We start from the raw sequence: 24612 nt of genomic DNA on the forward strand, positions 1-24612 counted from the left end.
GGAAGCGGGTTCTCAAGGTGCCACGACTTGCCGATAGCGCCGCGGCGACGTGCCCGTCGCGGCCCGGAAACGATGGCCGAAATGCGACAGGTCCGCATAGCCGCACAGGTCCGCGACCTGCTGCAAGGGCAGGGCAGTGGTCTTCAACAGCGTGCGGGCCTGCTCGAGGCGGCGCTGGGCGATCCAGGCCGACGGCGGCATGCCGAACGAGACGCGGAACATGCGCGCCAGATGAAACTCCGACAGGCAGGCCACCTGCGCCAGCGTGCCGAGCGTGATGGGTTGCGTCAGGTTCGCGTCGATGTAGTCGGCTAGCCTGCGGCGCAGCAGCGGCGCGAGGCCGCCCTTGAGCCGCAGTTCGCGCCGCGGCACGCCTTGTGAGCGCAGCAGTTCGCTCAGCGTGTCGTGGGTGATCTCGTTGGCGCGCAGCAGATTGTCGGTGTCTTCCCACGGCGTCGCGATCAGCGACTGGCACAGGCGCAGCAGGGCGGGGCTTTCGAAATACGTGCGGTCGGCGAGCGTGATCTCGCGCGGTTCGCGGTCCAGCTCCACCACGGCGCGGCGCGTGAAATGCGCCGGCATGAAGTACACGTGCAGCAGGCGCAGATGGTCGCGCACCACCCATTCCGATTCGTGGTCGTCCGGCAGCGTGCACAGGCGCAGCGGCGCGCCGTACTGCCTGTGCATGCCGCTGCGTTCCGTGCGGTAGCCGCCGCCCAGGTAGCAGGAGAGGGTGTGGTGGCCGGGCCGGTCGTACACGGTCAGCGCTTCACGGGTGTCGCGCTGCCAGATCGCCGCGGCCATGCCGTCGCCCAGCCACACGAAGCGTTCGAGCGTGGCGTCGGTGCCGCACATGGTGTCGAAGACGGCGTGCGAGATGGGAGCGGGACGGGAGTGCATGCGAAAAAGTCTAGCATTCTTCCGCAGCCTGGTCCGACAGGGCGTCGGAAAAGCGCAAGACCAGACAAGTCGGCGCCGGCGGCCGCGCCCATCATGGCAGCATGAATATCTTCCTTTACCTGCTCACCGTCGTCATCTGGGGCACCACCTGGATCGCGATCAAGTTCCAGCTCGGCGTCGTCCCGGCCCCGGTGTCGATCGCCTACCGTTTCTGGATCGCCGCCGCCGTGCTGTTCCTGTTCCTGCTCGCCACGCGCCGGCAGGCGTGGCCGCCGCGCCAGGCGTGGCGTTATCTGCTCGCGCAGGGCATCGCCCTGTTCTGCTGTAATTTCCTGTGCTTTTATTACGCCAGCCAGTGGGTGCCCAGCGGCCTCGTGGCCGTGGTCTTTTCGACGGCGCCGATCTGGAACGCGGTCAACCTGCGCCTGTTCATGGGGCGTCCGATCCGGCGCCAGGTGCTGGTCGGTTCCTTGCTCGGCTTGTGCGGCATCGCGCTGCTGTTCCTGCCGCAGATGCAGGGGCACTGGAACGATCACGGCATGCTGCTGGGCCTGGGCCTGTCACTGCTGGGCACCGTGTGCTTTTCGACGGGGAATCTGCTGTCGAGCCGGATGCAGGCACTCGGCCTGACGCCGCTGCTGACCAATACCTGGGCCATGCTGATCGGCTCGACCATCGTGGGCGGCGGCGCATGGTTGCTGGGCATGCCGTTCACGCTGGATGCCACCCCGCGCTACCTCGGCGCGCTGTTCTACCTCGCCGTCCCCGGTTCCGTCATCGCATTCACGGCGTACCTGGTGCTGGTCGGCCGCATCGGGCCGGACCGCGCGGCCTACTCGACGGTGCTGTTTCCCGTCGTCGCGTTGAGCGTGTCGACTGTGCTCGAGGGCTATCACTGGACGTTGCCGGCCGTCGGCGGCGTCGTGCTGGTCCTCGGCGGTAACCTGCTGGCCTTCAGGAAGCCGGCTGTCACTGCGGCGCCAGGGATCAGGAACGTTTCAACTTGCCGATGACGCTCGCCACCTTGGTGGTGATGACGTCGACCGCGGGGTCGTTCGCGCCGTGGGGGAGGATGACGTCGGCGTGGCGCTTGGTCGGCTCGATGAACTGCTTGTGCATCGGGCGGACCGTTTCCAGGTACTGGTTGACGATGCTGTCCATCGTGCGGCCGCGTTCCGCGATATCGCGCTGCATGCGGCGGATGAAGCGGACGTCGGCCGCGGTGTCGACGAAGATCTTCAGCGACATCATGTCGCGCAGGTCCGCGTCGTACAAGGCGAACAGGCCCTCGATCACGATGACCGGGGCCGGTTTCACGGGGATGGTTTTCGTGGAGCGGTTGTCGATCGTGAAGTCGTACTCGGGCATTTCGATCGATTCGCCGTTGCGCAGCGCCTGCACGTGCTGGACCAGCAGCGGCCAGTCGAACGCGTGCGGGTGATCATAATTCTGCTTGCGGCGGACTTCCGGAGCGAGGTCGGACTGGTCGCGGTAGTAATCGTCCTGCATCACGACCGAGACCATCTCGGTGCCGAACGACGCCAGCACCTGCTGGGTCACCGTCGACTTGCCGCTGCCGCTGCCGCCGGCGACGCCAATGACGAACGGCTGGAAAGGAATCTGGTTCATCCCTGCATGATACCCGGACTGACTGGGCCGGTGCGACCGGCTTCCCCCATCATCTTCCGCACCAAGTCATCATTGTATTGACGATGACTCATTTCTGTTGCAACGTCGCAACCGTTACGAAATGATCTGTCGGGAAATTGTACTCTTGGTCGAAATCGCTCGACCGTTAAACGAATCTCGTGGATGATTAACATTATGTAGGAATGATCCTACGTTGAATAAATGTTAAGCATACGCAGTGAATCACGCACTGCAAGCGAGGTAAAAATGGCGAATTTCCAAAGTACGTCGACGGCCGGTTCCGATCTCGTCAGACGGCCGAGCTGGGTCGTACCGGCCCGTGGAAGCTGGCAGGGCGTTGCCGCTTGCGCGATCGTGCTTGCCGAGGACACGGGCCGCGTGCTCGTCAAGCAATGTATCCCTGCGGACGGTGCGGGCCCCGAGTGGGGTACCTGGACGGCGGACGTCCCGGCCGGGCAGTCGCCGTTGCAGGTCGCGATCAACACGATCGCCGAGCGCTGCGCGTATGAAGGCGATCTCGCGTTGAGCCGGCTGACGCCGTTTTCCGATGCGCGCTTCTTCGTGCAGCACAACTACGTGGCTGTCGTACCGCAGGAGTTCGAACCGCGCATGGGCGATGGATGCCTGGGGTATCAATGGCGCGAGCTGGACCGGCTGCCCCAGCCGTTGTCGCCGGCGCTGGCCCATTTGCTCGACAGGTCGGGCAGCGACGTGCGCGCCATGGCCAATCTGTACAAGGGCATCCACGGTCTGGCCGGCACGTTCGACCCGCTGCGGTTCGAGGACTGAGGAATTCGCTTTCCGGTGCAATCAGTGCCTTGCGTCCAGGCTCTGCTTGTACCGACGGTACGTTCCAGCAACCTGGGAGGCGACCAGTAGCACGCCGACCAGCAGGAACGCGTATTTCAATTGCCACGGGACCGCGGTCGGCAAGATCTTGTCGAACAGAAGGAAGATGGCGAAACATGCGGACGAGGCGGCGTCCATCCAGCGTCGCGACAGAAGGGCGAGAAGCGCCGACAGTGCCAGGCATACCATCGGCCAGTCGTTCCAGTGCATTTCATTTCCATTCACGTTTGTTTTTATGCGGTGGCATTTCCAACCCTGCGCAAGGCATCAGTGGGGAATCCGGACGGCGCGGACATCAGCGGTCGATGGCAGTGGCAAGCCGGTTCGCGCGTTGCGCCGACTGCGCATCCGCCGCCGGGAATTGCAGCGCGAACGACAAGACCTGCGGCGGCTTGTCGTCCGGCGTGACGCGGACTTCGTAATACACGGGCTTGCCGTCGCCGGCGGTGGAGGCGTAGCGGAACTGGACGGACTTCTGGAAGCCGAACAGGACGTTTTTACGCGGCGGCACCTGCAGGCGGATGATTTTTCCTTCCAGCGGCCGGGGCGCCGGTTGCATCGTCGAAAATCCGCCGACGGTGTCACCGATCCGCTTCAGCGTGCGCGCGGCCGCCGCGGTATCCCGCGTTGCTTCCGGCGCGAACAGGGCGGCAGCCTCCTGGAAGCGCTGGTGCTGGAGTGCCGCGACGAACCTGGCGGCCGCCGCGGCGCGGCTCGCGTCGTCGTACGCGCTTGCGTGGGATACCAGGGACGTGCTGAGCGCGAGGGCGCCGAAGGCCGCTGAACGGAATCGCATGGTCGATGGGGTGTCGTTGACGAGCTTGCAGGATACGCGTTTTCACTCGCAACAATTCCTCGGAATCTCACCGGCATGCCGTGACTCAGTCCCCCAGCACCGTCACGACGACCTTGCGCCGATGCTCCGCCACCCGATGCTCCCACAAATACATCCCCTGCCACGTCCCGAGCATCAGCCGCCCGTCGCCGACGGGCACCGTCACGAACGTGGACGTCAGCATCGCGCGCGCATGCGCCGCCATGTCGTCCGGTCCTTCCGTATCGTGGTGGTACGCGGGATCACCGTCCGGCACCAGGCGCCGGATGATGGTCTCCAGGTCGTGGCGCACGTCGGGGTCGGCGTTTTCCGTGATCAGGAGTGAACAGCTCGTGTGCTGCACGAACACGTGCGCGAGGCCGCAGCGGATGCCCGAGCGGGCGACGACGTCGGCGACGGCCGCGGTGATGTCGCGGCTGCCGCGGCCGAACGTGTTGAATTCGAGGGTGGACTGATAGGACATGGTCGGCTCCTTGCAGATCCGACCATGCTACACGATCGTTCAGGGCTCGGCCGAGAACGACGCATGCGACGGGAAGCGCACCGTCATCCATTCGCGCGACAGGCGCAGCGTGTCGACCACTTCGGCCGGCAGGGTGTCGAGGATCGCGGGGTCGTCGCTGGGCGTGTCGGCCAGCAGGCTGGCCAGGTGGATGATGCCGCCCAGCTGGCAGAACGGGTGCCCCGCCATCGGGTCGGACGAGTTCTCCAGCGCGCGCACGATCTTGTCGGGGAAGTTCCAGCGCCGGCCCAGTTCCGCCGTGATCTCGCCTTCCGACAGGCCCAGCAGGCGCTGCTCGCGTTCCCAGCGGCCGCCCGGCAGGTGCGGCAACTGCTCGATCTCGGCGAAGGCCGTCGGGTCCACCTGGTAGATCAGCAGTTCGCCCAGGCGCAGCATCATGCCGGCCAGCCAGGCTTCGCTGCCGTCCAGGCCGATGCCGCCCGCGAGCCATTTCGCGTAGCCGGCGCAGGCCATGCTGCTTTTCCAGAACTCGTCGGAATCCAGGCCGGGCAGGGCGGGAAAGGCGTCGGCGAAGCACGTGGCCAGCGCCAGCGTGCGGATGTGGGCCATGCCCGCGAGGGAAATCGCGTCGTCGAGCGAGCTGACGCTGCGGCGCGAACCGAAGCGGGCGCTGTTCGCCAGGCGCATCAGCTTGGCCGTCAGGGCCGGGTCGCGCGCGATGATCGTCGCGACCTTCCTGGCGGATGCGTCGTCGTCGTCGAGGGTTTCGATCAGGGCATGGGCCACTGCGGAGATCGTGGGCAGTTTGACGTCGTCAAACAATGTCGTGAGGCGGATCATGGGCATCTTTCGTCATCGAGCGTCGTCGGTCCGACGCGACCGATCCAGTGTACGCCGCGCTGTTGTTGCCCTATCGAATTATTTCGTCTTGACGGGCAATCTGTTGCTGATGCGCCTGCTCAGAACATCAATCTTGAATTTGTAACAAAGAAAAACAAATGTAAAGGCAAGCCAGGCATGGACATGGGGTATGGTTGCAGGTTCTTCTAATAACGCGAGACACCATGAATCTGAAGCCTGCCTTTGCCTGCACCGCCATCCTTGTCGCCGTCCTGAGCCTTGCCGGTTGCGGCGGGGGCGGCGGCGGGTCGTCGTCCAGCGCCGTCGTCGTGGCCAATCCGTCCCAGTTCAGCGCGACGGACGTCGTGCTCGGCACCGGTACCGAAGCGACCACCGGCAAGACGGTCACCGTGACCTATACCGGCTGGCTGTACAGCGACACGGCGACGGACCACAAGGGCAGGCAGTTCGACACCGGCACGTACTCGTTCACGCTCGGGGCGAACCAGGCGATCGCCGGCTTCGACCAGGGCGTGACGGGCATGAAGGTGGGCGGCAAGCGCACCTTGCTGGTTCCATCCAGTCTGGGCTACGGGGCGAGCGGGAAAGGCGCGATTCCCGCGAATGCCGGGCTCGTGTTCGATGTGGCGCTGACGGCGGTACAGTAAGCGGAGCCGCAGGAGTCACGGTAAGTCAGTGTTTATCACGTCGTCCCCGCGCAGGCGGGGATCCAAGTTATTAGACGTGCCGCAGCGCTGGCAAAATTGGACCCCCGCCTCCGCGGGGGCGACGTAGTCAAGGGCGTGAGTCCGTCACGCCTTCGGCTTCAGGTAGCCGTGCATGCCCAGCCACCGCGCGAACGCATCGAACCATCCGGTGCTGGTGGTCGTCTTCTGGTACATGCCGAAGCCGTGTCCACCCTGTTCGAACAGGTGGAATTCGACGGGCCGCTTGGCCGCGCGCCAGCTGTCGACGAGGCCGAAGCCGCCGTTGCCGAACAGCGGATCGTCCGCCGCCAGCCCGATGAACAGCGGCGGGGCGTCGGCCGGCACCTTGACGGCGGCGAGCGGGCCGTAGATGTCGCCGATGAACGCGGGCTTCGCGTCCTGGCCGTACAGCGTCGTCGCCATCGTCAGCATCGCGCCGGCGGAAAAGCCCAGCATGCCGATGCGGTCCGGATCCACGTGCCACGCGCCCGCCCGCGCGCGCACGAGCGCGAACGCGGCGCGCGCGTCGGCGATCTGCGGCGCCAGCGTCACGGCCGGATTGTCGGTCGGCGGACGGTTCGGGCGGGACGCGCCCGAGAACATCTTCGCCATCTCGTCCGCGAACGCATCCATGTCCTGCGGCGTCTGGTTCAGCCGGTACTTCAGCACGAACGCGGCGACGCCCTTGTCGGCCAGCGCCTTCGCCACGTCCCAGCCCTCGTTGTTCATCGACAGCGTACGGAAGCCGCCGCCCGGCGCGACGATCACGGCGGCGCCCGTCGCCTTCGCGGGGTCGGGCAGGAACGGCGTCAGGGTCGCGACCGTGACGTTGCGCGCGAAGACGCTGCCGTACTGGCTGTGCCAGCTCTCCTGCGCTTTCGCACCCGGCAGCGGGCCGGTGTTCAGCACGATGGCGTTCGGTTGCGCGGGCGCCGCGATGGGCGTCATCTTGTCGTTCTGCGCGTGGACGGGTGCCGCGAGCGCATAGGCGATGACGGTGGCAATCAACAGTCTGGTCTTCATCATGTAGTCTCCTTTGTTATGGTTATTGCGCCAGCACGACGGTCTGTTTCAAGGTCAGCGTGCCGTCCTGCTGCGCCACGCCGGTGCCCGGCTGGCCGGAACCCACGCTCAGCTTGTACTGGCCGGGCGTGAGCTGGCGGACGCCGTCCCGCGTGACGAAACTGAGGTCGCGCGGCGACAGCGTGAAGCTGATCTTGCGCCGCTCGCCGGCCTTCAGCGGCACGCGCTGGAAGCCGCGCAGCGCGACACGCGGCGCGCCCTCGAACGCGGGCGGCGTCAGGTACAGCTGCGCCACTTCGTCGCCGTCGCGCTTGCCCGTGTTGGCGACTTCCGTCGTGACGACGATGCCGTTCTCGGGCGCGCCAGCGACCGGTTCGATGCGCAGCGGCGCATAGCCGAACGTCGTGTACGAGAGACCGGCGCCGAACGGATACACGGGCGTGCCCGCGTAGTAGCGGTAGGTGCGGCCCTGCATCGAGTAATCGTCGAACGGCGGCAGGTCGTTGATGCTGCGGTAGAAGGTGAGGGGCAGGCGTCCGCCCGGATCGGTGCGGCCCGTCAGCACGTCGGCGATGGCGGCGCCGCCGGACTGGCCCGGATACCACGCTTCCAGGATCGCGGCCGCATTGTCCTTCGCCCACGACAGGTCGATGGCGCTGCCGTTCATCACGACGACGACGAGCGGCTTGCCCAGCGCCTTCGCCCGGGCCAAGAGGGCGCGCTGCTCGGCCGGCAGGTCCAGCGACGTTTTGTCGCCGCCGGCGAAGCCCTCGACCTTGATGGCCATCTCTTCGCCTTCCAGGTCCGACGTCAGGCCGACGACGGCGACGATCACGTCCGCATCCGCGGTGCCGGCCTTCAGGTCTTGCTCGGGCGCCGTCGAGATGCGTTTCCAGAACAGGCCGGGCACGCCCGTGGATCCCGTCTCGGCCTGGAAGCGCAGCGGATAGCGCTGGCCTTTCTCGAGGCGCACGTCGGTGAGCTTCAGCGGTTCGCCCCATTGCGAATAGGTCGACGCCTGCACGGCGGGCTTGCCGCCGACCGTCAGTTCGCCCTTCACGCCCGTCACGCCGAGGCGGTAGGTGCCCGTCTCGGGTGCGACGAGCGCGCCGGTCCACACGACCTTGTGCTTGTCCGCCACGTCCTTGAACTGGAGCGCGTGCGATTCCAGCCCCTTTTCCGTGCGGACGAGCACCGGCTTCGTATCCGTGCCGTTGATGTACTCGGCACGCAGGCCGGGCTTGCCGTCCGGCGTGAGCAGCGCGCTGGCCGGGACCAGGTCGCCGTCCGTGATGGAGGCGGCGGCCGGCACGAGCGTCACGCGCGCCTGCGGCAGCACGCGGCGCAGGCCGGCGACGACGGAAACCGGCGGCGCGGACTGGGTCGACGAATAATTCCCGCGCAGGACGCGCGTGGCGTCGGCCAGCGGGCCGATCACGGCGACTTTTACGCCCGGCTTCAAAGGCAGCGTGCCGTCGTTCTTCAGTAGCACGAGGCTCTTGTTCGCGGCCTGCAGCGCGAGGTCGCGGTGCGCGGGCGTGTCGATCGCGGAGGCCGGCGTCTGGTTCGGCTTGCGCTGCGCGAGGCCCGCGAGGTCGCCGTTGCGGTAGCGCGCGGAGAACAGGCGGACGAGCGCCGTGTCGATGTCGCCCATGGAGATCAGGCCGCGCTTCCACGCTTCGCGGTAGCGTTCGCCGAGGCCCTTCGTGTCGCCCAGGGTCTTCGTGTTGCACTCGTTGTCCGTGCCGGCCTTCAGCGCGACGGCGGCCGCCGCGGCGGGATCGGGCGCGTACTTGTGGTGCTCGTCGATGTCCGTGACGGCGTCGCAGTCGGACACGACATAGCCCTTGAAGCCCCACGCGCCGCGCAGGTGCTCCTTCAGCAGCAGGTCGCTGCCGCAGGCCGGCTGGCCGTTGATGCGGTTGTAGGCGCACATGATCGATCCGGCCTTCGCATCGACGATGGCGGCGCGGAAGGCGGGCAAATACGTGTCCTCCAGGTCGTGGCGCGACACGAACACGTCGGCCACGTGGCGCGTCGATTCCGGCCCGCTGTGCACGGCGAAGTGCTTCGGCGTGGCGACGACGTCCGGCAGGTCCGGGTTCGGTCCCTGGATGCCCTGGATGAACGCGACGCCCAGTTGCGCCGTCAGATACGGGTCTTCGCCATACGTCTCCTGGCCCCGGCCCCAGCGCGGGTCGCGGAAGATGTTGATGTTCGGCGACCACGTGTCGAGTCCCGTGCCGATCCTGCCCAGGTGGCCCGTTTGGCGGCCCAGCGTGTGCAGCGCGCGCACTTCCGTGCTGATCGCGGACGCGACCTTGTGCACGAGCGGCGCGTCGAACGTCGCGGCGAGGCCGATGGGTTCGGGGAAGTTCGTCGTGGGCAGCGGTCCCAGCGCGCCGTGCAGCGACTCGGTCCACCAGTTATAGGCGGGAATGCCGAGGCGGGGCACGGCGGGTGCGACGTTCAAAAGCTGGTCGATCTTCTCGTCCAGCGTCATCTGCGCGACCAGGGCGCGGGCGCGGGCGTCCGCATCCGTGTGTGCTTCAGGGGATGTGGTGGTGGTCTGTGCCGCGGCCGGCATCGCCGCGGCGAGGATCAGGGCGCCGCACAGGGCGGTGCGCTTGATGCCTCTCGATAAGTCTCCTGCTTGACCAATTCGTTTGGTCTTATCTTTTTGCATAGGGGTACCTTAAAAGGTCATGCCATCGGATAGGCTCCGTACATGATAGATGAGTGAGAAATGATTGCGATAACAAGAGGTGCCCGGCTCATCGGCGGCGTTCGATCGCTGCCGCAACCGTGGGTCGATCACGGGTGCGGGAAGGAAGGAACGCGCACATTGAGCCGGGCGAGGTCCAATGTAGTGGAGGAATTGTTCGGAAGCCAATAACTTTTTGGTGAGAACCGATATCGGAATGGATATTGGTCGCGGCAGGTGTTCGACTGTTACGTAACATTAATGTTATACGCGAACATATTCACAATGTTGTGCTCACACATCGCTCGTATTGTTTCGTTGAGGAAAGTCAAAGTTGAGTCCATAATGGCCTCAACAGAAGTATTGACTTCCAGCCGGCGCATCGTCATGCCATTTCCTCACCGCCTCGTCTCCTTCCTGCTCGTGACCGCCACGGCGCTCGGGCCGGTTGCGCACGCCGGTACCCCGGCCGCCGATCCCAGGGCGGAAGTGAACGCGATCTGGGACCTCGCGCAGGACTCCCCGCGCGCGGCGCTCGACCGGGTACAGGCCGCGCGCCGCGACCTGGGGCCGGATGCGCCCTACGACGCCAGGCAGATGCTGTTGCGCACGGAAGTGCGGCTCAGGGAAGACCTGGGCCAGCAGGACTCGGCCTATACGCTGGAACGCGAATCGCTGCAACTGGCGCAGGCCAGGGGCGATACGGCGGGCGTGGCGCTGGCCATGCTGGGCCAGGTGCGCGAGCTGCTCGAGGCCCATCGGCTGGACGATGCCCAGGCGCTGCTCGACAGGATCGTGGCCCAGGCGCCGAAGGACACGGCGCTGACGTTCAAGGTGTCGGCCGAGCGCACGCAGGGCGATATCCTGAACCTGCGCGCCCGGCTGGACGAGGCGCTGGCGGCCTACCTGCGCGGGCTGCGGCTGTTGCAGGGCAAGCCCGGCGAAAGCGGCAGGCGCGCCGTGATGTACTCCCGGATCGCCCAGGTGTACGCCAATGCCGACAATCCCGCCAAGGCGATCGAGAATGCCGACTTGGGGCTGGCGGAAAAGAAGATGTCGCTGCGGTCGCTCGCGTCGCTGCAGTTCACCCGCGCCATCGCGCTGGTCAGGATCGGCCGCGACCGCGAAGGCATCGCCGCGTTCGAGAATGCGCTGGCGACGGCGGTGCGCGCGGGATTGCAGGGCATGGAAGCGGCGGCCCGCGGCAATATCGCGGACTACTATCTGCAGCACCACGACTACGTGCGCGCGGAAGCGGAGTCGCGCAAGGCGCTGGTCGTGTCGGAAAAGGGCAGCGACCAGAACGTCATCCAGATGGCGCGCGCCAATCTCGGGTTCGCGCTGATGGGGCAGGGCCGCATAGCCGAGGGCCTGCCCTGGGTCGACGGCGTCATCGCGCACCTGCGCAAGGACAAGCTCATCGGCGACCTCGAGGCGATGCTGGACGAGAAGGGCCGCATGCTGGAGCGCGCGGGCCAGTACCAGCAGGCGCTGGCGATCGTGCGCGAGCAGCAGTCGCTGCAACAGCAGAGCGCCCGCGCCGCGCGCGACCGCGCGATCGCGACGCTGCAGGAAGAATTCGACGCCCACCGCCGCAGCCAGCAGATCACCCTGCTGCAGCGCGAGAACCGGCTGAAGGATGCGGAGCTGAACAACCGCCGCACGGTGCAGCTCGCGACGACGTTCGGCGCCGTGCTGACGGTGCTGGCGGGCGCCGTCGTGACGGTCCTGTACCGGCGCACGGCGCGCAGCAACGCGCGGCTGAAAAAAATGAACGTGCAGCTCGAATTCGGTTCGACGCACGACGCGCTGACGGGCCTGCACAATCGCCGCTCGCTGACGAACCGGATGAGCGTCCGCAAGGACGACCGCCGGCACCCGGTGCCCGGCGCCGTCGATTGCTTCGTCCTGATGGACATCGACCATTTTAAAAGCATCAACGACCGCTGGGGCCATGGCGCGGGCGACGCGGTCCTCGTCGACGTCGCGCGCCGCCTCGCCGCGGCCGTGCGCGACACCGACATGGTGGTGCGCTGGGGCGGCGAGGAATTCATGATCCACGCGCCCGCCATGGACCCGGCCAGCGTCGCCGGCATGGCGGAGCGGATCCTGGATGCGATCGGCGCCAGGCCCGTCGACGCGGGCACGTGCACGATCCCGGTGACGCTCACCGCGGGGATCGTCGCGCTGCCGGGCGCCGCCGCCGCGTTCGACTGGCAGTGCGCCGTGCGCCTGGCCGACTGGGCGCTGTATCAGGGCAAGGCGCAGGGCCGCAACCAGGCTCGCATCGTCACGCGGCTGTACGCGCCGGCGGACACCGTGATGGCGGCGCTCGACCGCGACGGCGCGGACGTCGCCGTGCTGCTGGCGCTGGAGGGCGTGCACGGCCCGCGCCAGGTGGCGGAACGGGCGCCGCCGCCCAGGCGCGACACGGGCGGCGGCACCCTGCACGCCATGGTGCGCGCGTGACCGGTTAGCCGCGCCGCGCCGCCTCGATCGCGGCGACGTCGATCTTCTTCATCTCCATCATCGCGTTGAACGCGCGCTTGGCCGCGGCGCGGTCGGTGCCCGTAAACGCTTCCATCAGCACGCGCGGCGTGATCTGCCACGACACGCCCCACCGGTCGCGGCACCAGCCGCACGCGTTCTCCTCGCCGCCGTTGCCGACGATCGCATTCCACAGGCGGTCCGTCTCTTCCTGGTCCTCGGTCGAGACCTGGAACGAGAACGCGTCGGTGTGCCTGGGACCGGGACCGCCGTTCAGGCCGAGGCACGGGATGCCCATCACGGTGAACTCCACCGTCAGGACACTGCCTTCCTGGCCGGCCGGATAATCGCCGGGCGCGCGGTGGACGGCGCCGACGGCACTGTCGGGGAATGTCTGCGCATAGAACGTCGCCGCATCCAGGGCATCGTTGTCGTACCACAGGCAAATCGTGTTCTTGTTGATCATCTCGTCTCCCTTCGTGGTCTGGAAATGGAGCGGACACGATAGCACGACGCGCGGCTGGCCGGCATGTGGCGGCTCATCGCTCGGCCTGCGCGGGATGCCCCGTCAGCGGCAGCTCCGGCAGGCACAGCAGCGCGATGAGCCCCGCCAGCACGATCAGCGCACCGGCGCCGAAGATGTTGGCGATGGCGTGGCGGTACACGTCCACCGTCAGCGCCTGCGCGGCGGGCAGCGCAGCTGCCGCGCCATGCGCGCTCGCGCGTGCGACGTCCGCGATGCCGTGCGCGTGCACCTGGTGCGCGAGGATGGCGCCGGAGCCCGTCACGCCGAGCAGCCCGCCGAGCGAGCGGAAGAACGTCAGCATCGCCGTGCCCACGCCGCGCCGCGGGACGGGCAGCGCGTTCTGCACGGCGATCGTCATGTTGGGCATCACGAGGCCCAGGCCCGCGCCCAGCATGAAGATCGCGGGCTCGATGATCCAGTAGCCGCGCGCCGTGTCCATGCCCCACGCGAGGACCGCGAACGCCAGCACCGCGGCCGACAATCCCGCCACCTGGACGGCCTTGTACTTGCCCGAGCGCGACAGCACGCGGCCGTTCAGCGTGGACGACGCGATCATCCCGACCATCATCGCCACCGTCATCATGCCCGAATGCGCGGGGCTGCTGCCCATCACGAGCTGGAAGAACAGCGGGAAGAACACGCTCGCGCCCATCAGGCCCATGAACGTCAGCGCCATCACGATGCTGGCGACGTTGAAGACGCGGCTGTGGAACAGGTCCGGCGGCAGCACGGGTTCGACCGCGCGGCGCAGGTGCACCATCAGCCAGCCGCCCGGCACGACGGTCAATGCCGCGCACACCTGTACCTGCACCGAATCCCACGCCCATTCCGTGCCGCCCAGCGCGAGGATCAGCAGCAGCGCCGTGATGGTCACGGTGAGCAGCACGGAGCCGAGGTAGTCGATGCGGTGCGCGTGCGTCTGCACGGGCTTGCGCAGCGAGCGCGCGATGGCGTGGAAGGCGACCGCGCCGACGGGCAGGTTGATGAAGAAGATCCAGTGCCACGACAGCAGGTCCGTCATCATCCCGCCCAGCACGGGACCGAGCACGCTGGTGACCGCGAACACGATGGCGATCGAGCCCTGGCGCCGCGCCCGTTCCTTCGGCGGCACCAGGTCGCCGATGATGATCTGCGCCAGCGGCATGAAGCCGCCGGAACCCATGCCCTGGATGGCGCGGAACGCGATCAGCTGCGTCATGCTCTGCGCGAAGCCGCACAGCACGGAGCCCAGCAGGAAGGTCGCGAGCGCCGTGAAGATCATCGGACGCCGGCCGTACTGGTCGGCCAGCTTGCCGTACAGCGGCATCGTGGCGGTGGAGGCGAGCACGTACGCCGTCACGACCCACGACAAATGGTTCATGCCGCCCAGGTCGCCCACGATGCGGGGCAGGGCGGTGGCGACGATGCTCTGGTCGAGCGCCCCGAGGCCCAGCACGGCCATCAGGGCCAGGTAGACGGAACGGATTTCGTGGGCGTCGGCGAACGCGGGGGATTCAATCTTCATGGTCGGCGAGGAAGTTGAGGGCGTCGATGGCGCCGGCGAGCGCGGTCATCTGGTCGGGCGACAGGCGGGCGATGCGTTGCGACAGCCAGTCGTGGCGGCGGTCGCGCAACTGGTGCAGCGCTTTGTGGCCGGCCGGGCTGACGTGCAGGCCGCTCCTGCGCCGGTCGTGTTCCTGGGCGGCGCGCTCGACGAGGCCGGCCGTTTCCAGGGCCTTGACCTGGCCGCTCATCGTCGGGCTGCGCACCTGCTGCATGCGCGCGAGCTCGGCCACGCCGATGCCGGGGTGTTCATGGATCATGTGCAGGAGCATCGCCTGCATCAGCGACAGGCCTTGTTCCTGGCGCTCGGTGTCGCGCCGCATCTGGCGCACGAGGCCCTTGAGGGCCGTGCGCAGGTCTTCGGACAGGCGTTCGACGGGTTGGTCGTAGTTGGGCATGAGTAATATAGGTAGGCTACCTAACTATCTTACGCGCATCGCGCCGCGCATGCAAATGGTGTCTTGGTGACAATGCACGCATTTTTTCGGGGACACATTTGATAAAGTGGCGCACTATGCATTTTCGAGCCCAACTGGACCGTTCCCTCGCCATGCTGTCCGCGCGCGGCCTGGCGCGTCGTCACGCCGCGCCGCCGCTGTTCCGGCTGCTGTGGAAACTCGGCGTCCGCCTCCGTCCGCCGCACTTCCTCGGCTTCGCCCACATCGCCGGAGTCTATGGTACGTGGTTCACGTGCGCATGGGGCATGTTCATGTGGCTGCTGGTGTGGTCGCAGCAGGGACTGGACTTCCTGGGCGTGGCGCTCAGGTCTTGCGGCGCAGGCGCGGCGTTCGGCTTGATGATGGCGTGGTTTTATACGCGCGAACGCAGGGAATTCGCGTTGCCGGCCTGGGAATCGTTCGGCCGGGACGAACAGACAGGCTGAACGGGGGACGCATGCAGACGTCCGCCGAGGGCGTCAACCTGATCGAGGTCCGCTGGGGCAAGGTGACGAGCGTGCGCATCGATCCGGACACGGCCATGCTGGAGCGGACACTGCAGCGCATCGCGGCCAAGGCACGGCGGAAGCGCTGGCCGCGCCCATCATCTCCTGAAGCGGCTTACAGTGTCTGCCAGGCCAGCGCGGCCATCACTTCGTCCACGCCGATCTTGTCGACCCAGTCGTCACGCCGCGCGACCGTAATCACGGTGCTGTTGTGCTTGTCGATGGGTGCCCATTCCGGATTCTTTTGACGCATCAGCGCGATCACGGGGACGTGCACCGCATTCGCCAGATGCATGACGGCCGTCTCGACGGAGACGATCAGCTTGCACAGGCTGAGGATGGCCGGCAGCTGGAAGAAATTGTCTTCGGCACTGAACAGATGGGTGCGCGCGAGGTCGTGGCGGGCGAACAGGGCACGGGCGCGCGCCAGGTCTTCCGGGACGACGTTGACGATGAAGCCGGCGTCGTGCCACGCGGCGTCGCGCTGCATCGTGCGGATCAGTTCGATGACCCGCTCCAGCGGCCACGAGCGCTCGACCGATTTCGAGTATGCATTCAGGAACACGACCTTGGGCGCCGTCACGCCGGTGCCGCCGAATCCCCAGGCGGCGAACTGGCCGCGCGCGTAGTCCATCCAGCGGTCGGGGATGGACAGCACGGGATAGCGTGCGGCCGGCGGGATCGTGATGCCGAACAGCTGCGTGAACCAGTCGGCGTAGATGTCACTGATGTGCTGGTCCGGATGCGATGCCGTGCTGTACGCGGAAATGAAGGCGTCCAGCTTGCGGTAGGCGAGGTGCTTCGGCAGGTCGTAGGGCCGCACGCGCTTCTTCTGGCCCACGACGAAGCCGTGCGGGCTGATCTTGCGGGCCAGGCCCGCGTACTTGTGCCGGTCCAGCACGGCGAGCGACACGACGATCGGGTAATCCTGCTGCTTTGCTTCCTGCAGCGAGGCCTTGTACAGCGCCGGGCTGTAGGTTTCGTTGTAGACCTTGTCGAAGCAGGGGCACTCGGCCAGCCAGTCGTACAGCGCGTATTTCTTCAGGTGCGGCCAGTCCGCGGCCCGGCGCGTGCGGCGGCGCTCGTCGACCCACAGGTCGATCTTCAGGTGCGGGAAGGCGCGCGCGAAGGCGCTGAAGCAGCTTTGCAGGTAAGTGAAATCGCCCAGCGCCAGGTGGGCGATGAACAGGATCCTGTCGGCACGCGCGAGCAGCGCGCGGTCGACCAATGCCGTGCGGGCGGCCGTGTCGGCCAGCCAGTCCGTGTCGAATGCGCCCGGCTGTGCGTGGCCACCCCAGCTGTCCAGTTTCAGCGTCTGTTCACTCGAGATCTTCATAGCAAAATTGTAGAGGGCGAATGGCCGGGGTAAAACAGTCGGTGCTGTAAAGTTCGGTAAAGCTTGTATTAAGAATTACCAGACCAGGATGACGTCCGTGTTGCATGCCGGGGTAATGGGAAATGGCTGATTAGTAAATATTGCATCCCGCCAGTCTGCCAGATTGCATGGCAAAACGATGCACTGTTGAGGTTACAAGTTGTAACGACATGTGTCGCCGGCCGCACCACCGGCCGTTGGCGGGCCGATGGCGCGTGGTCCAGCGTCAGCCCAGGTTGCTGCCGCGGATCTTGCTCAGGTCCGTGTCGCCGCCGGCGGTACCGGGCCGTGGATCGAGGCTCCCGCCGGCGCCGCCACCGGGCATGGCACTGCCCGCGCCCGCGCCCATATCGGACGAGCCAGCGTGCCCGGCGCCCATCGAGCCCATGCCGGCACCCGCGCCCGTGCTGGCGCCAGCGCCGCCGCCGACCATGCCGCGCATCGCCACGTTCGGTCCCATGCTGGGCGCGCCGGAACGCATCGGGTCGGTGCCGTAGAAGCTGTGGATGTGCTGGGCCCATTGCGCGTCAGCCATGTCGGGCCAGGCATCCTTGTCGAAGCCGGGGGCGTTCTGCAGGCCTTCCTTCTCGATATCGAGCACGAAGCGCTTGTTGACGGTGTCCAGGTGCAGGGCCTGCCAGGGCACGGCGAACAGCTTGTCGCCCATGCCCAGGAAGCCGCCGAAGGACAGCACGGCGTAGGCGACCTGGCCGGTCTGCATGTCGAGCATGATTTCCTTGATGTCGCCCAGGTCCTGATCGGCGGCGTTGACGACGCTGTCGCCGATCAGGGTGTCGGCGCCCATCAGCGCCGGGCCTGGGCCGGCATGTCGTCCAGTGGCCTTGTACATGCCATATTTGTCGCGATCTGCGTAACTCATCTTTCTTCCTCCCGATGTCGATGATTGCAGGGCTGTCGGTGTGCGGTACCCATCAAGGGTAGATGGGCCTCCCCGTACGCGTTTGCGTCCACTCAATCGTGCGCCAACGCGGTACGCGCCGACGTCCCGATCCTAGTCCCGATCCGCATTGCCGCGCGCCCGCTAGATGCCAGGAAAAAGACATCTGGCACAGGCCGAAAAGTAGCGCTGCGTAATACTTGGTGAGAATTAGGTACCGCCTGCTCGACTATCATGCTGGACTTGTTCATGATCAATGTTCCGAACACAAAGGAGGCATGATGAAACGTTGGATGTTGGCGGTACTGATGTGCGCGGCGGGCGCCGCGCAGGCGAATTCGGCGTGCGACAAGCCGAAGAAGGATTTCGACGGCCTGTATTGCCTGAACAAGGTGTACCAGGAAGCGGACAATGAGCTCAACAGCACGTACGGCAAGCTGGCCGGCAAGCTCGATGCGGACGGCAGGAAGCGTCTCAAAACGGGCCAGCTGCAATGGATAGCTGAACGCAACGACAACTGCTCGCGCCACGAGGGCAGCGCGTTCTACGTGAACCTCGAGTGCGCGACCGGCACGACCGTCCGCCGCGCCCAGTTCCTGCAGGACCGGCTGCGCGAGTGCGTGAGCGCGGGCTGCCAGAACAGCAAGCTGTAGGCGCGCCGGCCGTCAGTCCAGGTCGGAAGCGTCGTGGCGCTCCAGCACCTGTTCTTCCGGCTTGCCGCGCACGCGGTTGACCTTGCGCCCGCGGATCACGGGCGGCCGCGCGCCGACTTCGTCCGCCCAGCGGCGCACCTGCTGGTACTGGTGCACGGCGAGGAATTCGCCGGCATCGTACAGCTCGCCCAGCACGAGGCCGCCGTACCACGGCCAGATCGCCATGTCGGCGATCGTGTATTCGTCGCCCGCGACGAAGCGGCGCCCGGCCAGCAGGCGGTCGAGCACGTCCAGCTGGCGCTTCGTTTCCATCGCATAGCGGTTGATCGGGTATTCCAGCTTTTCCGGGGCGTACGCATAGAAATGGCCGAAGCCGCCGCCGACGAACGGCGCCGAGCCCATCTGCCACATCAGCCAGTTGAAGGTCTCGGTGCGGGCCGGGATGTCCTTGGGCAGGAAGGCGCCGAATTTTTCCGCCAGGTAGACGAGGATAGCCCCGGACTCGAACACGCGCACGGGCTCCGGTCCGCTGCGGTCGACGAGCGCCGGGATCTTGGAATTCGGGTTGATCTCGACGAAGCCGCTGCCGAACTGGGCGCCTTCGTTGATGCGGATGAGCCAGGCGTCGTATTCCGCACCGGCGTGGCCCGCGGCCAGCAGCTCCTCGAGCATGATCGTGACCTTTTGCCCGTTCGGCGTGCCCAGCGAATACAGTTGCAGCGGATGCTTGCCCACCGGCAGTTCCAGCTCGTGGGTCTTGCCCGCCACGGGACGGTTGATGCTGGCGAAGGCACCGCCCGAGGGCGTCGCCGGGGACCAGACCCGGGGCGGGACCCAGGTGGACGTGAACGGGTTCGTGGGGTCGGACATTGCACTTCTCCTTCTGGGACTCGGTAGGAGAGGCGATGATGCCCGAAAAGCCGGCTTCGTGCTGGAAGCGGGCGCGCCGTCTCAGCGCAGCAGTTTCAACCCCGGCGGCAGCGCATCGCCGAACATGCGCGTGCTGCTTTCCTGGTCCAGTTCGACGACCTCGCGCACCTGCGCGGACCAGCTGGCCGGCGCCCCCGCGGACGCGAGCCGTTGCAGCACCTGGGCGCGCAAGTCCTCGCCGATGTCGCGCGTGCGGTCGCCCGTCTTGCGCGCGAGGTGGGCGGCGGCGAAGCCGGCCGGCTCGATCCGTTTCCAGTCGAGCAGCATGAGCTCCGTCAGCCAGCGTTCGGCGGCCTCGGGCGGCGCCACTTCGTGCGCGCTGCCGTGCAGCGGCGTGCGGGCGCCCACGCGCGCGAGCGCCCACAAATAGCGCGCGTATGTGGCCGCCGCCTTCGCATCGGGCTTGGGCGTGACGGGGATGCCCATGATGCGGCCGACCATCCAGTCCCCGATCTCGGCCTTGTACGCGGCCGGGATCCGTTCCAGCGACGCGCCCAGGCGCAGCATGTCGTCCTCGCTGCCGTCGACGAGCGTGGCGGGACGCCTGGCGCGGTCGCCCGGATCGGCCTGCAGGTTGAACGCGAAGTCGTCGAGCAGGCGCAGCTGCGCTTCCGTGGAGAGTCCGCCGGCGACGCGCCGCCACAGGGTCCACCATTCGGCGCGGACCTGGCTGTCCTTGACGTACTGGGCGCCGGCCGGGAACAGGGCCCACAACTGCTGGATTCTCCAGTCGTCGAGCGGATCGCCGAAGCCGGGCCGCAGGCACCAGCCGGCCAGGTTCAGCCACACGCGTTCGTGCTCGGCCGAGCGGCGCCGGCCTTTCGCGCGTTCCATCAGGGCGTCGAACAGGCGGCGCAGCAGCGGGGTCTCCCACCGTTCGCGGCCGCCCAGCACGTGTTCCAGCGCGCCGCGCAACTGGCGCACTTCGCGCACCTCCACCTGCTGGTTGCGCGCGCCGAAGATGCGGTCGATGCGCTTGATGGCCTCGTCGAGTTGCGGATGCGCGACCTCTGGCGCTTCCTCTTCGCCGCGCAATTGAAACTCCAGGCGCCAGCGCTGGCCGCTGCCATCCTCGGCCACGCAGAACATCTCCAGCGTGCCGAGCTCGGACAGCGCGGCCGCCAGTTGCACGGGAATGGACGCCGTCTTCGCATCCTGCGCGCGCAGCACGGTGGCGATGGCCGGCAGCCGCACGACGTCGGCGGGATCGAGGTCGACGAGATCGCCCGCCGCGGCCGTAGCGGCGATGGCGGAGACGAGGTGGAAGCGCACGGGCCGGCCCACGCGCAGGGCGAAGCTGCGCTCCGCCAGCGTGATCTCGGCGCCGGCGCGAGCGCCGCGCGGCAGCACGCAGACGGCGCGCAGACGTTCGCCTTCCTCAAGGATCAGGTAATAACTGCGCGCCGAGCCGCTCTCGATGGCGGGCGCGAGCCCGGCCCGCGCGAGCGAATAGGCGACGGCGCCGCGCGCGACGGCGACGTCCGGATCGGCATTGTGCAGCACGCGCACGGCGTCCCCGCGCCACGCGGACAGCACGTCGGCCAGCCGCTGCGCCAGCGCTTCTCCGCGGAACACGCCGCCGTTCAGCAGCAGGGTATCCGGCACGGGCAGGCGATCGTCATCGGGGATGCCCAGCGCCTCGCGCGCCGCCTGCGCGTGCTGGCGCAGGAAGCCCGCCAGATGGCGCGTGATGGCCGGGTCGCTCGCATACGGCAGGCCGAATTCGACGATGCCGGCGCGGGCGCGCTGCGGACCTTCCCGCGTGTCGTTTAAAGGGAAAAAACCGTCCAGCACGATGCGGTCGACGTCCGCCTTGGCGATCGTCGCGGAGCGGCTGGCGCCGATGAGGCGCGAGCCGCTGCCGAGCAAGGTGACGGTCACTTCATCCGGCGCGTCCGGCGCCAGCAACTGTTCCTTCGCGGCGCGGCAGCGTTCCGTCAGTTGCGCGAGGCGGCCGGCCGACAGGCGCTGGCTTTCGCCCAGGCGCGATTCGGCCAGGTGGGCGAGGGCGAGGTCCATGTTGTCGCCCCCGAGGATCAGGTGGTTGCCCACGCCGATGCGCGACAGTGCCGGTTCTCCATCCTTCAGCTCGACCTTCACCAGCGTGAAGTCGGTGGTGCCGCCGCCCACGTCGGCCACGAGTACCAGCTTCGCGTCCGCGAGGTCGGGGCCCAAGGTGGTACGGTGGCGCTGCAGCCAGTCGTACAGCGCGGCCTGCGGTTCTTCCAGCAGGCGCACGTCGGGCAGGCCGGCGAGGCGCGCCGCTTCCAGCGTGAGGGCGCGCGCGCCTTCGTCGAACGAGGCGGGGATCGTGAGGACGATCTGCTGCCGCTCCAGCGGCTTGGTGGGGTGCTGCGTATTCCACGCCGCGCGCAGATGGGCGAGATAGCTGGCGCTCGCGGCCAGCGGCGAGACTTTCGGCACGTCGTCCGGCGCGCCCCATGGCAGGATGGGCGCCGTGCGGTCCACGCCCGGATGCGACAGCCAGCTTTTCGCGGAGGCGACGAGCCGGCCCGGCGACGCCGCACCGAGGCTGCGCGCGAGGCGGCCGATGGCGACGCGTGCCACGCCGCCCACGTCCGGCTGTTGCCACGGCAATTGCAGCGCATCCGCCGCGAGCTCGCCCTCGAGCGGGTGGTAGCGGCTCGACGGCAGCAGCGGCGCCGTGCCCACTTCGCCGGGCGCCACCAGTTGCGGAATATCGAACGTGGCGACCTGCCCGGACCCCGCGTCGGCATACGCCAGCACCGTGTTGGTGGTGCCGAGATCGATGCCGACGAGGGCTGGTTTGGTGCGGGTCACTGCTCGCTGCTGCGGACGTCGAACTCGACCTTCCAGCGCTGGCCTTCACGGGCCACGGCCACCAGTTCCAGCGTGCCCGCTTCCGTCGCCACGGCATGCAGCTTCACCTGCACGACGTCGCCCGGCGTGCGGCCTTCCGCCGGCAGCGTCGCCTGGATCTCGTTCAATTCCTGCAGCTCGTCCGGGCTCCAGGACTCCAGCACGGTGCCGATCTGGTCTTGCCGACGCACGGTGGAGCCGAAGAAGCGGAAGTGCACGGGCTCGCCCACGACGAGGCCGAATTCCTGGCCCGGCAATTCCAGCTCGCTGCCTTCTTCCATGCCGAACGGCGCCACGCACAGCGCTTCCAGCGGCGGTTCGAAGCCGGGGATCGCGGGCATCGAGGACTCGACGCCGACGTAGTACGACCGGGCCGTGCCGCCGCGGATGCGCACGCCGCCGCCACGGCGCGCATAGCCGTAGTAGGCGGCGCCGCGCGCGACGGCGAGATCCAGGTCCGCGCCTTCCAGCATGCGGGCCGGTTCGGCGCCTTCCATGTACAGCCAGTCGTTGATGGTGTCCATCACGCGCCTGGCGAGGATGTCCGACTTGAACACGCCGCCGTTGAACAGCACGGCGCTCGGGTGCAGGAAGGTGTGCTCGGCATTCACCTTGCCGTTGAAGCCTTCCAGCTCCGCCGTCGCGCCGGCCTGGCGGCCGAGGAAGGCGGCGAGGTGGCGCGTGATGGCGGCGTCCTGCGCATACGGCAGGCCCACTTGCGTGAGGCCGGCGCGCGTGCGCGTCGCGGGACGTGCGGACGCTTCCACGCGCGGGAAGAAGCCGTCCGTGATGAACGTGGTGACTTCGTCGCGCGTCAGCTCCGTGCGGATCGAACCGCCGATCAGCTTCGAGCCGCGGCTCGGCACGACGATCGGCCACGTGGTCGCGTTGGCGTCCGCCAGCAGGTGTTCCTTGGCGCCGCGGCAGGCGTAGGTGAGGGCGCGCATCTGCCAGGCGTCCAGCTGCGTGCCGTTCGCCTGCAGCTTGCGCGCGACGAGGTGGGCCAGCGCGAGGTCCATGTTGTCGCCGCCCAGCAGGATGTGGTCGCCGACGGCGACGCGGTGCGGTTCCAGGTTGCCGTCGCGTTCGAGGATGGCGATCAGCGAGAAGTCGCTCGTACCGCCGCCCACGTCGACGACCAGCACGATGTCGCCGGCTTTCACTTGCTTGCGCCAGCCGCCGCCGCTGCCTTCGATCCAGCTGTACAGCGCGGCCTGCGGTTCTTCCAGCAAGGTCGGGTTGCCGTAGCCGGCGCTGCGCGCCGCTTCCGCCGTCAGCTCGCGCGCGGCCGGGTCGAACGACGCCGGGATCGTCACGGTGACGGCCTGCTGTTCGAACGGCGCGTCCGGATGCGTCGCGTTCCACGCGGCTTTCAGGTGCTCGAGGTAGCGGGTCGATGCGGCCAGCGGCGACACGCGTTCGACTTCTTCCGGCGCGTCGGTCGGCAGGATGGCGGCGCGGCGGTCGACGCTCGGGTGGCTCAGCCAGCTCTTGGCCGACGACACGAGGCGGATCGGCGTGCCGGCGCCGCGGCTGCGTGCCATTTCACCCACGACGGGCGCGGCCTGGCCGTTCGTCCACGGCAGCGCCAGTTCGCCCGGCGCCAGTTCGTCCGGGTGCGGGATGTACAGGAACGACGGCAGCAGCGGCAGCGCCTCGACGGTGCCGGGCGCGCTCAGTTGCGGGATGCCCAGCACGCCCTGGTCGGCCTTCTCGCCGTCGCTGGCCTGCAGGTCGACGTACGACAGCGCGCTGTGCGTCGTGCCGAGGTCGATGCCGATCGCGTAGCGGGCGTCGTTGGTCTGGATGTCGCTCACAGTTCCACCTCCGCCGGGGCGATGACGCTGGCGTCGTGCTTGTCGGCCAGCTGCGGCAGGCGCACGTCGCGGGCGCGCCAGCCGCGGTGCGACAGGGTGCCGGTGAACGGCGCCTTGCCGACGACGTTGCCGGTCAGGCGCACGCTGGCGGCGTCGAAGCCTTCCGGCAGCGTGATGCGCGTGCCTTCCAGCTCGCCGCGCACGGGTTCGATGGTGAAGTGCTCGCGCAGCACGCGCGCGCAGCCTTCGTGCACGAGACGGGCGGCGGCGCCGATGTCGGCGTCCGCATAGACCGTGATGTTTTCGTTGGCGAAGTCGATCAGGCGGGCTTCGCGCTGCAGGAGGCCCAGCAATTGCAGGGCCGCGTCCGGCGTGGCGATGCGTAATGGGGCGGGCGCCGGCGCCGGCGCGGGCTTCGGTGCGGGCGCCGGGGCGGGAGCAGGCGCGGGAGCAGGTGCGGCGATCGGGCCGACCTGGTCGTCGCGCACGCGCGCGGCGAACTCGGCGTCGCCCAGGGTCTTGAAGAAGGCGCCGAAGGCAAGGGACAGCCGGCTCCAGAAGGATGGCAGGTTGGTCGGTTGGCTCATGTTCTTGTGGTGTCTGGTGCGTGGTTCAGAAAGGGCGCATGA

At 67.7% G+C, this 24612-nt stretch carries 23 protein-coding genes; 6 read left to right on the forward strand and 17 right to left on the reverse strand.

Annotated features, from left to right (window positions below):
• Nucleotides 1–12 precede the first annotated feature (12 nt).
• Nucleotides 13–900 (reverse strand): helix-turn-helix domain-containing protein, encoded by an 888-nt coding sequence (locus tag ACL58G_RS11530; RefSeq protein WP_440966965.1) that lies wholly within the window; start codon nucleotides 898–900, stop codon nucleotides 13–15.
• Between the two features lie 101 nt (nucleotides 901–1001).
• On the opposite strand from ACL58G_RS11530, the gene ACL58G_RS11535 reads away from it, so the two are divergent.
• Nucleotides 1002–1913 carry a DMT family transporter gene (locus ACL58G_RS11535; RefSeq protein WP_440966967.1) on the forward strand — a complete coding sequence of 304 codons (912 nt, stop codon included), beginning with the start codon at nucleotides 1002–1004 and terminating at the stop codon, nucleotides 1911–1913.
• Here the strand turns inward: ACL58G_RS11535 and udk are convergent.
• Nucleotides 1888–2529, reverse strand: coding sequence for a uridine kinase (gene udk / locus ACL58G_RS11540; RefSeq protein ID WP_413383473.1), 642 nt, complete (start codon nucleotides 2527–2529; stop codon nucleotides 1888–1890). The two genes, ACL58G_RS11535 and udk, sit on opposite strands and share 26 nt — an antisense overlap.
• A 267-nt stretch (nucleotides 2530–2796) precedes the next feature.
• Between udk and ACL58G_RS11545 the strand changes: the two genes are divergently transcribed.
• Entirely contained in the window at nucleotides 2797–3339 is a 543-nt protein-coding gene (locus ACL58G_RS11545) for a hypothetical protein (protein ID WP_413383475.1), read from the forward strand.
• A 21-nt stretch (nucleotides 3340–3360) separates the two neighbouring features.
• Here ACL58G_RS11545 and ACL58G_RS11550 read toward each other — a convergent pair whose 3' ends face one another.
• From ACL58G_RS11550 to ACL58G_RS11565, 4 genes are all read right to left on the reverse strand, one after another.
• Nucleotides 3361–3609 (reverse strand): hypothetical protein, encoded by a 249-nt coding sequence (locus ACL58G_RS11550; RefSeq protein ID WP_440966970.1) that lies wholly within the window; start codon nucleotides 3607–3609, stop codon nucleotides 3361–3363.
• An 85-nt stretch (nucleotides 3610–3694) separates the two neighbouring features.
• A complete protein-coding gene (locus ACL58G_RS11555; RefSeq protein ID WP_440966972.1) occupies nucleotides 3695–4195 on the reverse strand; it encodes a hypothetical protein in 501 nt (166 codons plus the stop codon).
• 85 nt (nucleotides 4196–4280) lie between these two features.
• Entirely contained in the window at nucleotides 4281–4697 is a 417-nt protein-coding gene (locus ACL58G_RS11560; RefSeq protein WP_413383480.1) for a secondary thiamine-phosphate synthase enzyme YjbQ, read from the reverse strand.
• A 39-nt stretch (nucleotides 4698–4736) separates the two neighbouring features.
• On the reverse strand, nucleotides 4737–5537 hold the full coding sequence (locus ACL58G_RS11565) for an HDOD domain-containing protein (protein ID WP_440966974.1): 801 nt from the start codon (nucleotides 5535–5537) through the stop codon (nucleotides 4737–4739).
• A 224-nt stretch (nucleotides 5538–5761) separates the two neighbouring features.
• Here ACL58G_RS11565 and ACL58G_RS11570 point away from each other — a divergent pair, with 224 nt between their 5' ends.
• Nucleotides 5762–6205, forward strand: coding sequence for an FKBP-type peptidyl-prolyl cis-trans isomerase (locus tag ACL58G_RS11570; protein ID WP_440966976.1), 444 nt, complete (start codon nucleotides 5762–5764; stop codon nucleotides 6203–6205).
• A 144-nt stretch (nucleotides 6206–6349) separates the two neighbouring features.
• Here the strand turns inward: ACL58G_RS11570 and ACL58G_RS11575 are convergent, their stop codons facing one another.
• Both ACL58G_RS11575 and ACL58G_RS11580 read right to left on the reverse strand, forming a co-directional pair.
• Nucleotides 6350–7270 carry an alpha/beta hydrolase gene (locus ACL58G_RS11575; RefSeq protein WP_440966978.1) on the reverse strand — a complete coding sequence of 307 codons (921 nt, stop codon included), beginning with the start codon at nucleotides 7268–7270 and terminating at the stop codon, nucleotides 6350–6352.
• 19 nt (nucleotides 7271–7289) lie between these two features.
• Nucleotides 7290–9953: a glycoside hydrolase family 3 C-terminal domain-containing protein gene (locus ACL58G_RS11580; protein ID WP_440966980.1), complete on the reverse strand. Its 2664-nt coding sequence runs from the start codon at nucleotides 9951–9953 to the stop codon at nucleotides 7290–7292.
• A 405-nt stretch (nucleotides 9954–10358) separates the two neighbouring features.
• Between ACL58G_RS11580 and ACL58G_RS11585 the strand changes: the two genes are divergently transcribed.
• A complete protein-coding gene (locus tag ACL58G_RS11585) occupies nucleotides 10359–12440 on the forward strand; it encodes a diguanylate cyclase (protein WP_440966982.1) in 2082 nt (693 codons plus the stop codon).
• A 4-nt stretch (nucleotides 12441–12444) separates the two neighbouring features.
• Here ACL58G_RS11585 and ACL58G_RS11590 read toward each other — a convergent pair whose 3' ends face one another.
• From ACL58G_RS11590 to ACL58G_RS11600, 3 genes are all read right to left on the reverse strand, one after another.
• On the reverse strand, nucleotides 12445–12924 hold the full coding sequence (locus tag ACL58G_RS11590) for a VOC family protein (protein WP_413340857.1): 480 nt from the start codon (nucleotides 12922–12924) through the stop codon (nucleotides 12445–12447).
• 73 nt (nucleotides 12925–12997) lie between these two features.
• Nucleotides 12998–14488, reverse strand: a complete 1491-nt coding sequence (locus ACL58G_RS11595) for an MDR family MFS transporter (RefSeq protein WP_440966984.1) — start codon at nucleotides 14486–14488, stop codon at nucleotides 12998–13000.
• Entirely contained in the window at nucleotides 14478–14924 is a 447-nt protein-coding gene (locus tag ACL58G_RS11600; RefSeq protein ID WP_440966986.1) for a MarR family winged helix-turn-helix transcriptional regulator, read from the reverse strand. The genes ACL58G_RS11595 and ACL58G_RS11600 overlap by 11 nt, the downstream gene beginning before the upstream one ends.
• A gap of 116 nt (nucleotides 14925–15040) precedes the next feature.
• Between ACL58G_RS11600 and ACL58G_RS11605 the strand changes: the two genes are divergently transcribed.
• Entirely contained in the window at nucleotides 15041–15409 is a 369-nt protein-coding gene (locus tag ACL58G_RS11605; RefSeq protein ID WP_413383496.1) for a DUF6404 family protein, read from the forward strand.
• Between the two features lie 175 nt (nucleotides 15410–15584).
• Here the strand turns inward: ACL58G_RS11605 and ACL58G_RS11610 are convergent, their stop codons facing one another.
• The gene (locus tag ACL58G_RS11610) at nucleotides 15585–16805 is read right to left on the reverse strand and encodes a glycosyltransferase family 9 protein (RefSeq protein WP_440966988.1); all 1221 of its coding nucleotides are present in this window, start codon (nucleotides 16803–16805) and stop codon (nucleotides 15585–15587) included.
• 265 nt (nucleotides 16806–17070) lie between these two features.
• On the reverse strand, nucleotides 17071–17724 hold the full coding sequence (locus ACL58G_RS11615; RefSeq protein ID WP_440966990.1) for a PRC-barrel domain-containing protein: 654 nt from the start codon (nucleotides 17722–17724) through the stop codon (nucleotides 17071–17073).
• A gap of 311 nt (nucleotides 17725–18035) precedes the next feature.
• Here ACL58G_RS11615 and ACL58G_RS11620 point away from each other — a divergent pair, with 311 nt between their 5' ends.
• A complete protein-coding gene (locus ACL58G_RS11620; protein WP_440966992.1) occupies nucleotides 18036–18395 on the forward strand; it encodes a lysozyme inhibitor LprI family protein in 360 nt (119 codons plus the stop codon).
• Between the two features lie 12 nt (nucleotides 18396–18407).
• On the opposite strand, the gene yghU is transcribed toward ACL58G_RS11620, so the two are convergent.
• The 4 genes from yghU to ACL58G_RS11640 all read right to left on the reverse strand — a co-directional run bounded on the left by yghU (nucleotide 18408) and on the right by ACL58G_RS11640 (nucleotide 24570).
• A complete protein-coding gene (gene yghU, locus ACL58G_RS11625) occupies nucleotides 18408–19265 on the reverse strand; it encodes a glutathione-dependent disulfide-bond oxidoreductase (RefSeq protein ID WP_440966994.1) in 858 nt (285 codons plus the stop codon).
• An 81-nt stretch (nucleotides 19266–19346) separates the two neighbouring features.
• Entirely contained in the window at nucleotides 19347–22127 is a 2781-nt protein-coding gene (locus ACL58G_RS11630) for an Hsp70 family protein (protein ID WP_440966996.1), read from the reverse strand.
• Complete coding sequence (locus ACL58G_RS11635) at nucleotides 22124–23983, reverse strand: Hsp70 family protein (RefSeq protein WP_440966998.1); 1860 nt, start codon at nucleotides 23981–23983, stop codon at nucleotides 22124–22126. Before ACL58G_RS11635 ends, ACL58G_RS11630 begins: the two co-directional genes overlap by 4 nt.
• Nucleotides 23980–24570, reverse strand: coding sequence for a DUF2760 domain-containing protein (locus ACL58G_RS11640; RefSeq protein ID WP_440967000.1), 591 nt, complete (start codon nucleotides 24568–24570; stop codon nucleotides 23980–23982). The genes ACL58G_RS11635 and ACL58G_RS11640 overlap by 4 nt, the downstream gene beginning before the upstream one ends.
• Nucleotides 24571–24612 lie beyond the last annotated feature (42 nt).

The sequence above is a fragment of the Massilia sp. GER05 genome (genome assembly GCF_052056005.1).
GTDB classification, from domain to species: Bacteria; Pseudomonadota; Gammaproteobacteria; order Burkholderiales; family Burkholderiaceae_D; genus Telluria; species Telluria orientalis.

What these genes read in the sequence shown, in the direction of transcription:
- ACL58G_RS11530 (WP_440966965.1), bottom strand. Translation starts at nt 900, where the DNA reads ATGCACTCCCGTCCCGCTCCCATCTCGCACGCCGTCTTCGACACCATG.
- ACL58G_RS11535 (WP_440966967.1), top strand. Translation starts at nt 1,002, where the DNA reads ATGAATATCTTCCTTTACCTGCTCACCGTCGTCATCTGGGGCACCACC.
- udk (WP_413383473.1), bottom strand. Translation starts at nt 2,529, where the DNA reads ATGAACCAGATTCCTTTCCAGCCGTTCGTCATTGGCGTCGCCGGCGGC.
- ACL58G_RS11545 (WP_413383475.1), top strand. Translation starts at nt 2,797, where the DNA reads ATGGCGAATTTCCAAAGTACGTCGACGGCCGGTTCCGATCTCGTCAGA.
- ACL58G_RS11550 (WP_440966970.1), bottom strand. Translation starts at nt 3,609, where the DNA reads ATGCACTGGAACGACTGGCCGATGGTATGCCTGGCACTGTCGGCGCTT.
- ACL58G_RS11555 (WP_440966972.1), bottom strand. Translation starts at nt 4,195, where the DNA reads ATGCGATTCCGTTCAGCGGCCTTCGGCGCCCTCGCGCTCAGCACGTCC.
- ACL58G_RS11560 (WP_413383480.1), bottom strand. Translation starts at nt 4,697, where the DNA reads ATGTCCTATCAGTCCACCCTCGAATTCAACACGTTCGGCCGCGGCAGC.
- ACL58G_RS11565 (WP_440966974.1), bottom strand. Translation starts at nt 5,537, where the DNA reads ATGATCCGCCTCACGACATTGTTTGACGACGTCAAACTGCCCACGATC.
- ACL58G_RS11570 (WP_440966976.1), top strand. Translation starts at nt 5,762, where the DNA reads ATGAATCTGAAGCCTGCCTTTGCCTGCACCGCCATCCTTGTCGCCGTC.
- ACL58G_RS11575 (WP_440966978.1), bottom strand. Translation starts at nt 7,270, where the DNA reads ATGATGAAGACCAGACTGTTGATTGCCACCGTCATCGCCTATGCGCTC.
- ACL58G_RS11580 (WP_440966980.1), bottom strand. Translation starts at nt 9,953, where the DNA reads ATGCAAAAAGATAAGACCAAACGAATTGGTCAAGCAGGAGACTTATCG.
- ACL58G_RS11585 (WP_440966982.1), top strand. Translation starts at nt 10,359, where the DNA reads ATGCCATTTCCTCACCGCCTCGTCTCCTTCCTGCTCGTGACCGCCACG.
- ACL58G_RS11590 (WP_413340857.1), bottom strand. Translation starts at nt 12,924, where the DNA reads ATGATCAACAAGAACACGATTTGCCTGTGGTACGACAACGATGCCCTG.
- ACL58G_RS11595 (WP_440966984.1), bottom strand. Translation starts at nt 14,488, where the DNA reads ATGAAGATTGAATCCCCCGCGTTCGCCGACGCCCACGAAATCCGTTCC.
- ACL58G_RS11600 (WP_440966986.1), bottom strand. Translation starts at nt 14,924, where the DNA reads ATGCCCAACTACGACCAACCCGTCGAACGCCTGTCCGAAGACCTGCGC.
- ACL58G_RS11605 (WP_413383496.1), top strand. Translation starts at nt 15,041, where the DNA reads ATGCATTTTCGAGCCCAACTGGACCGTTCCCTCGCCATGCTGTCCGCG.
- ACL58G_RS11610 (WP_440966988.1), bottom strand. Translation starts at nt 16,805, where the DNA reads ATGAAGATCTCGAGTGAACAGACGCTGAAACTGGACAGCTGGGGTGGC.
- ACL58G_RS11615 (WP_440966990.1), bottom strand. Translation starts at nt 17,724, where the DNA reads ATGAGTTACGCAGATCGCGACAAATATGGCATGTACAAGGCCACTGGA.
- ACL58G_RS11620 (WP_440966992.1), top strand. Translation starts at nt 18,036, where the DNA reads ATGTTGGCGGTACTGATGTGCGCGGCGGGCGCCGCGCAGGCGAATTCG.
- yghU (WP_440966994.1), bottom strand. Translation starts at nt 19,265, where the DNA reads ATGTCCGACCCCACGAACCCGTTCACGTCCACCTGGGTCCCGCCCCGG.
- ACL58G_RS11640 (WP_440967000.1), bottom strand. Translation starts at nt 24,570, where the DNA reads ATGAGCCAACCGACCAACCTGCCATCCTTCTGGAGCCGGCTGTCCCTT.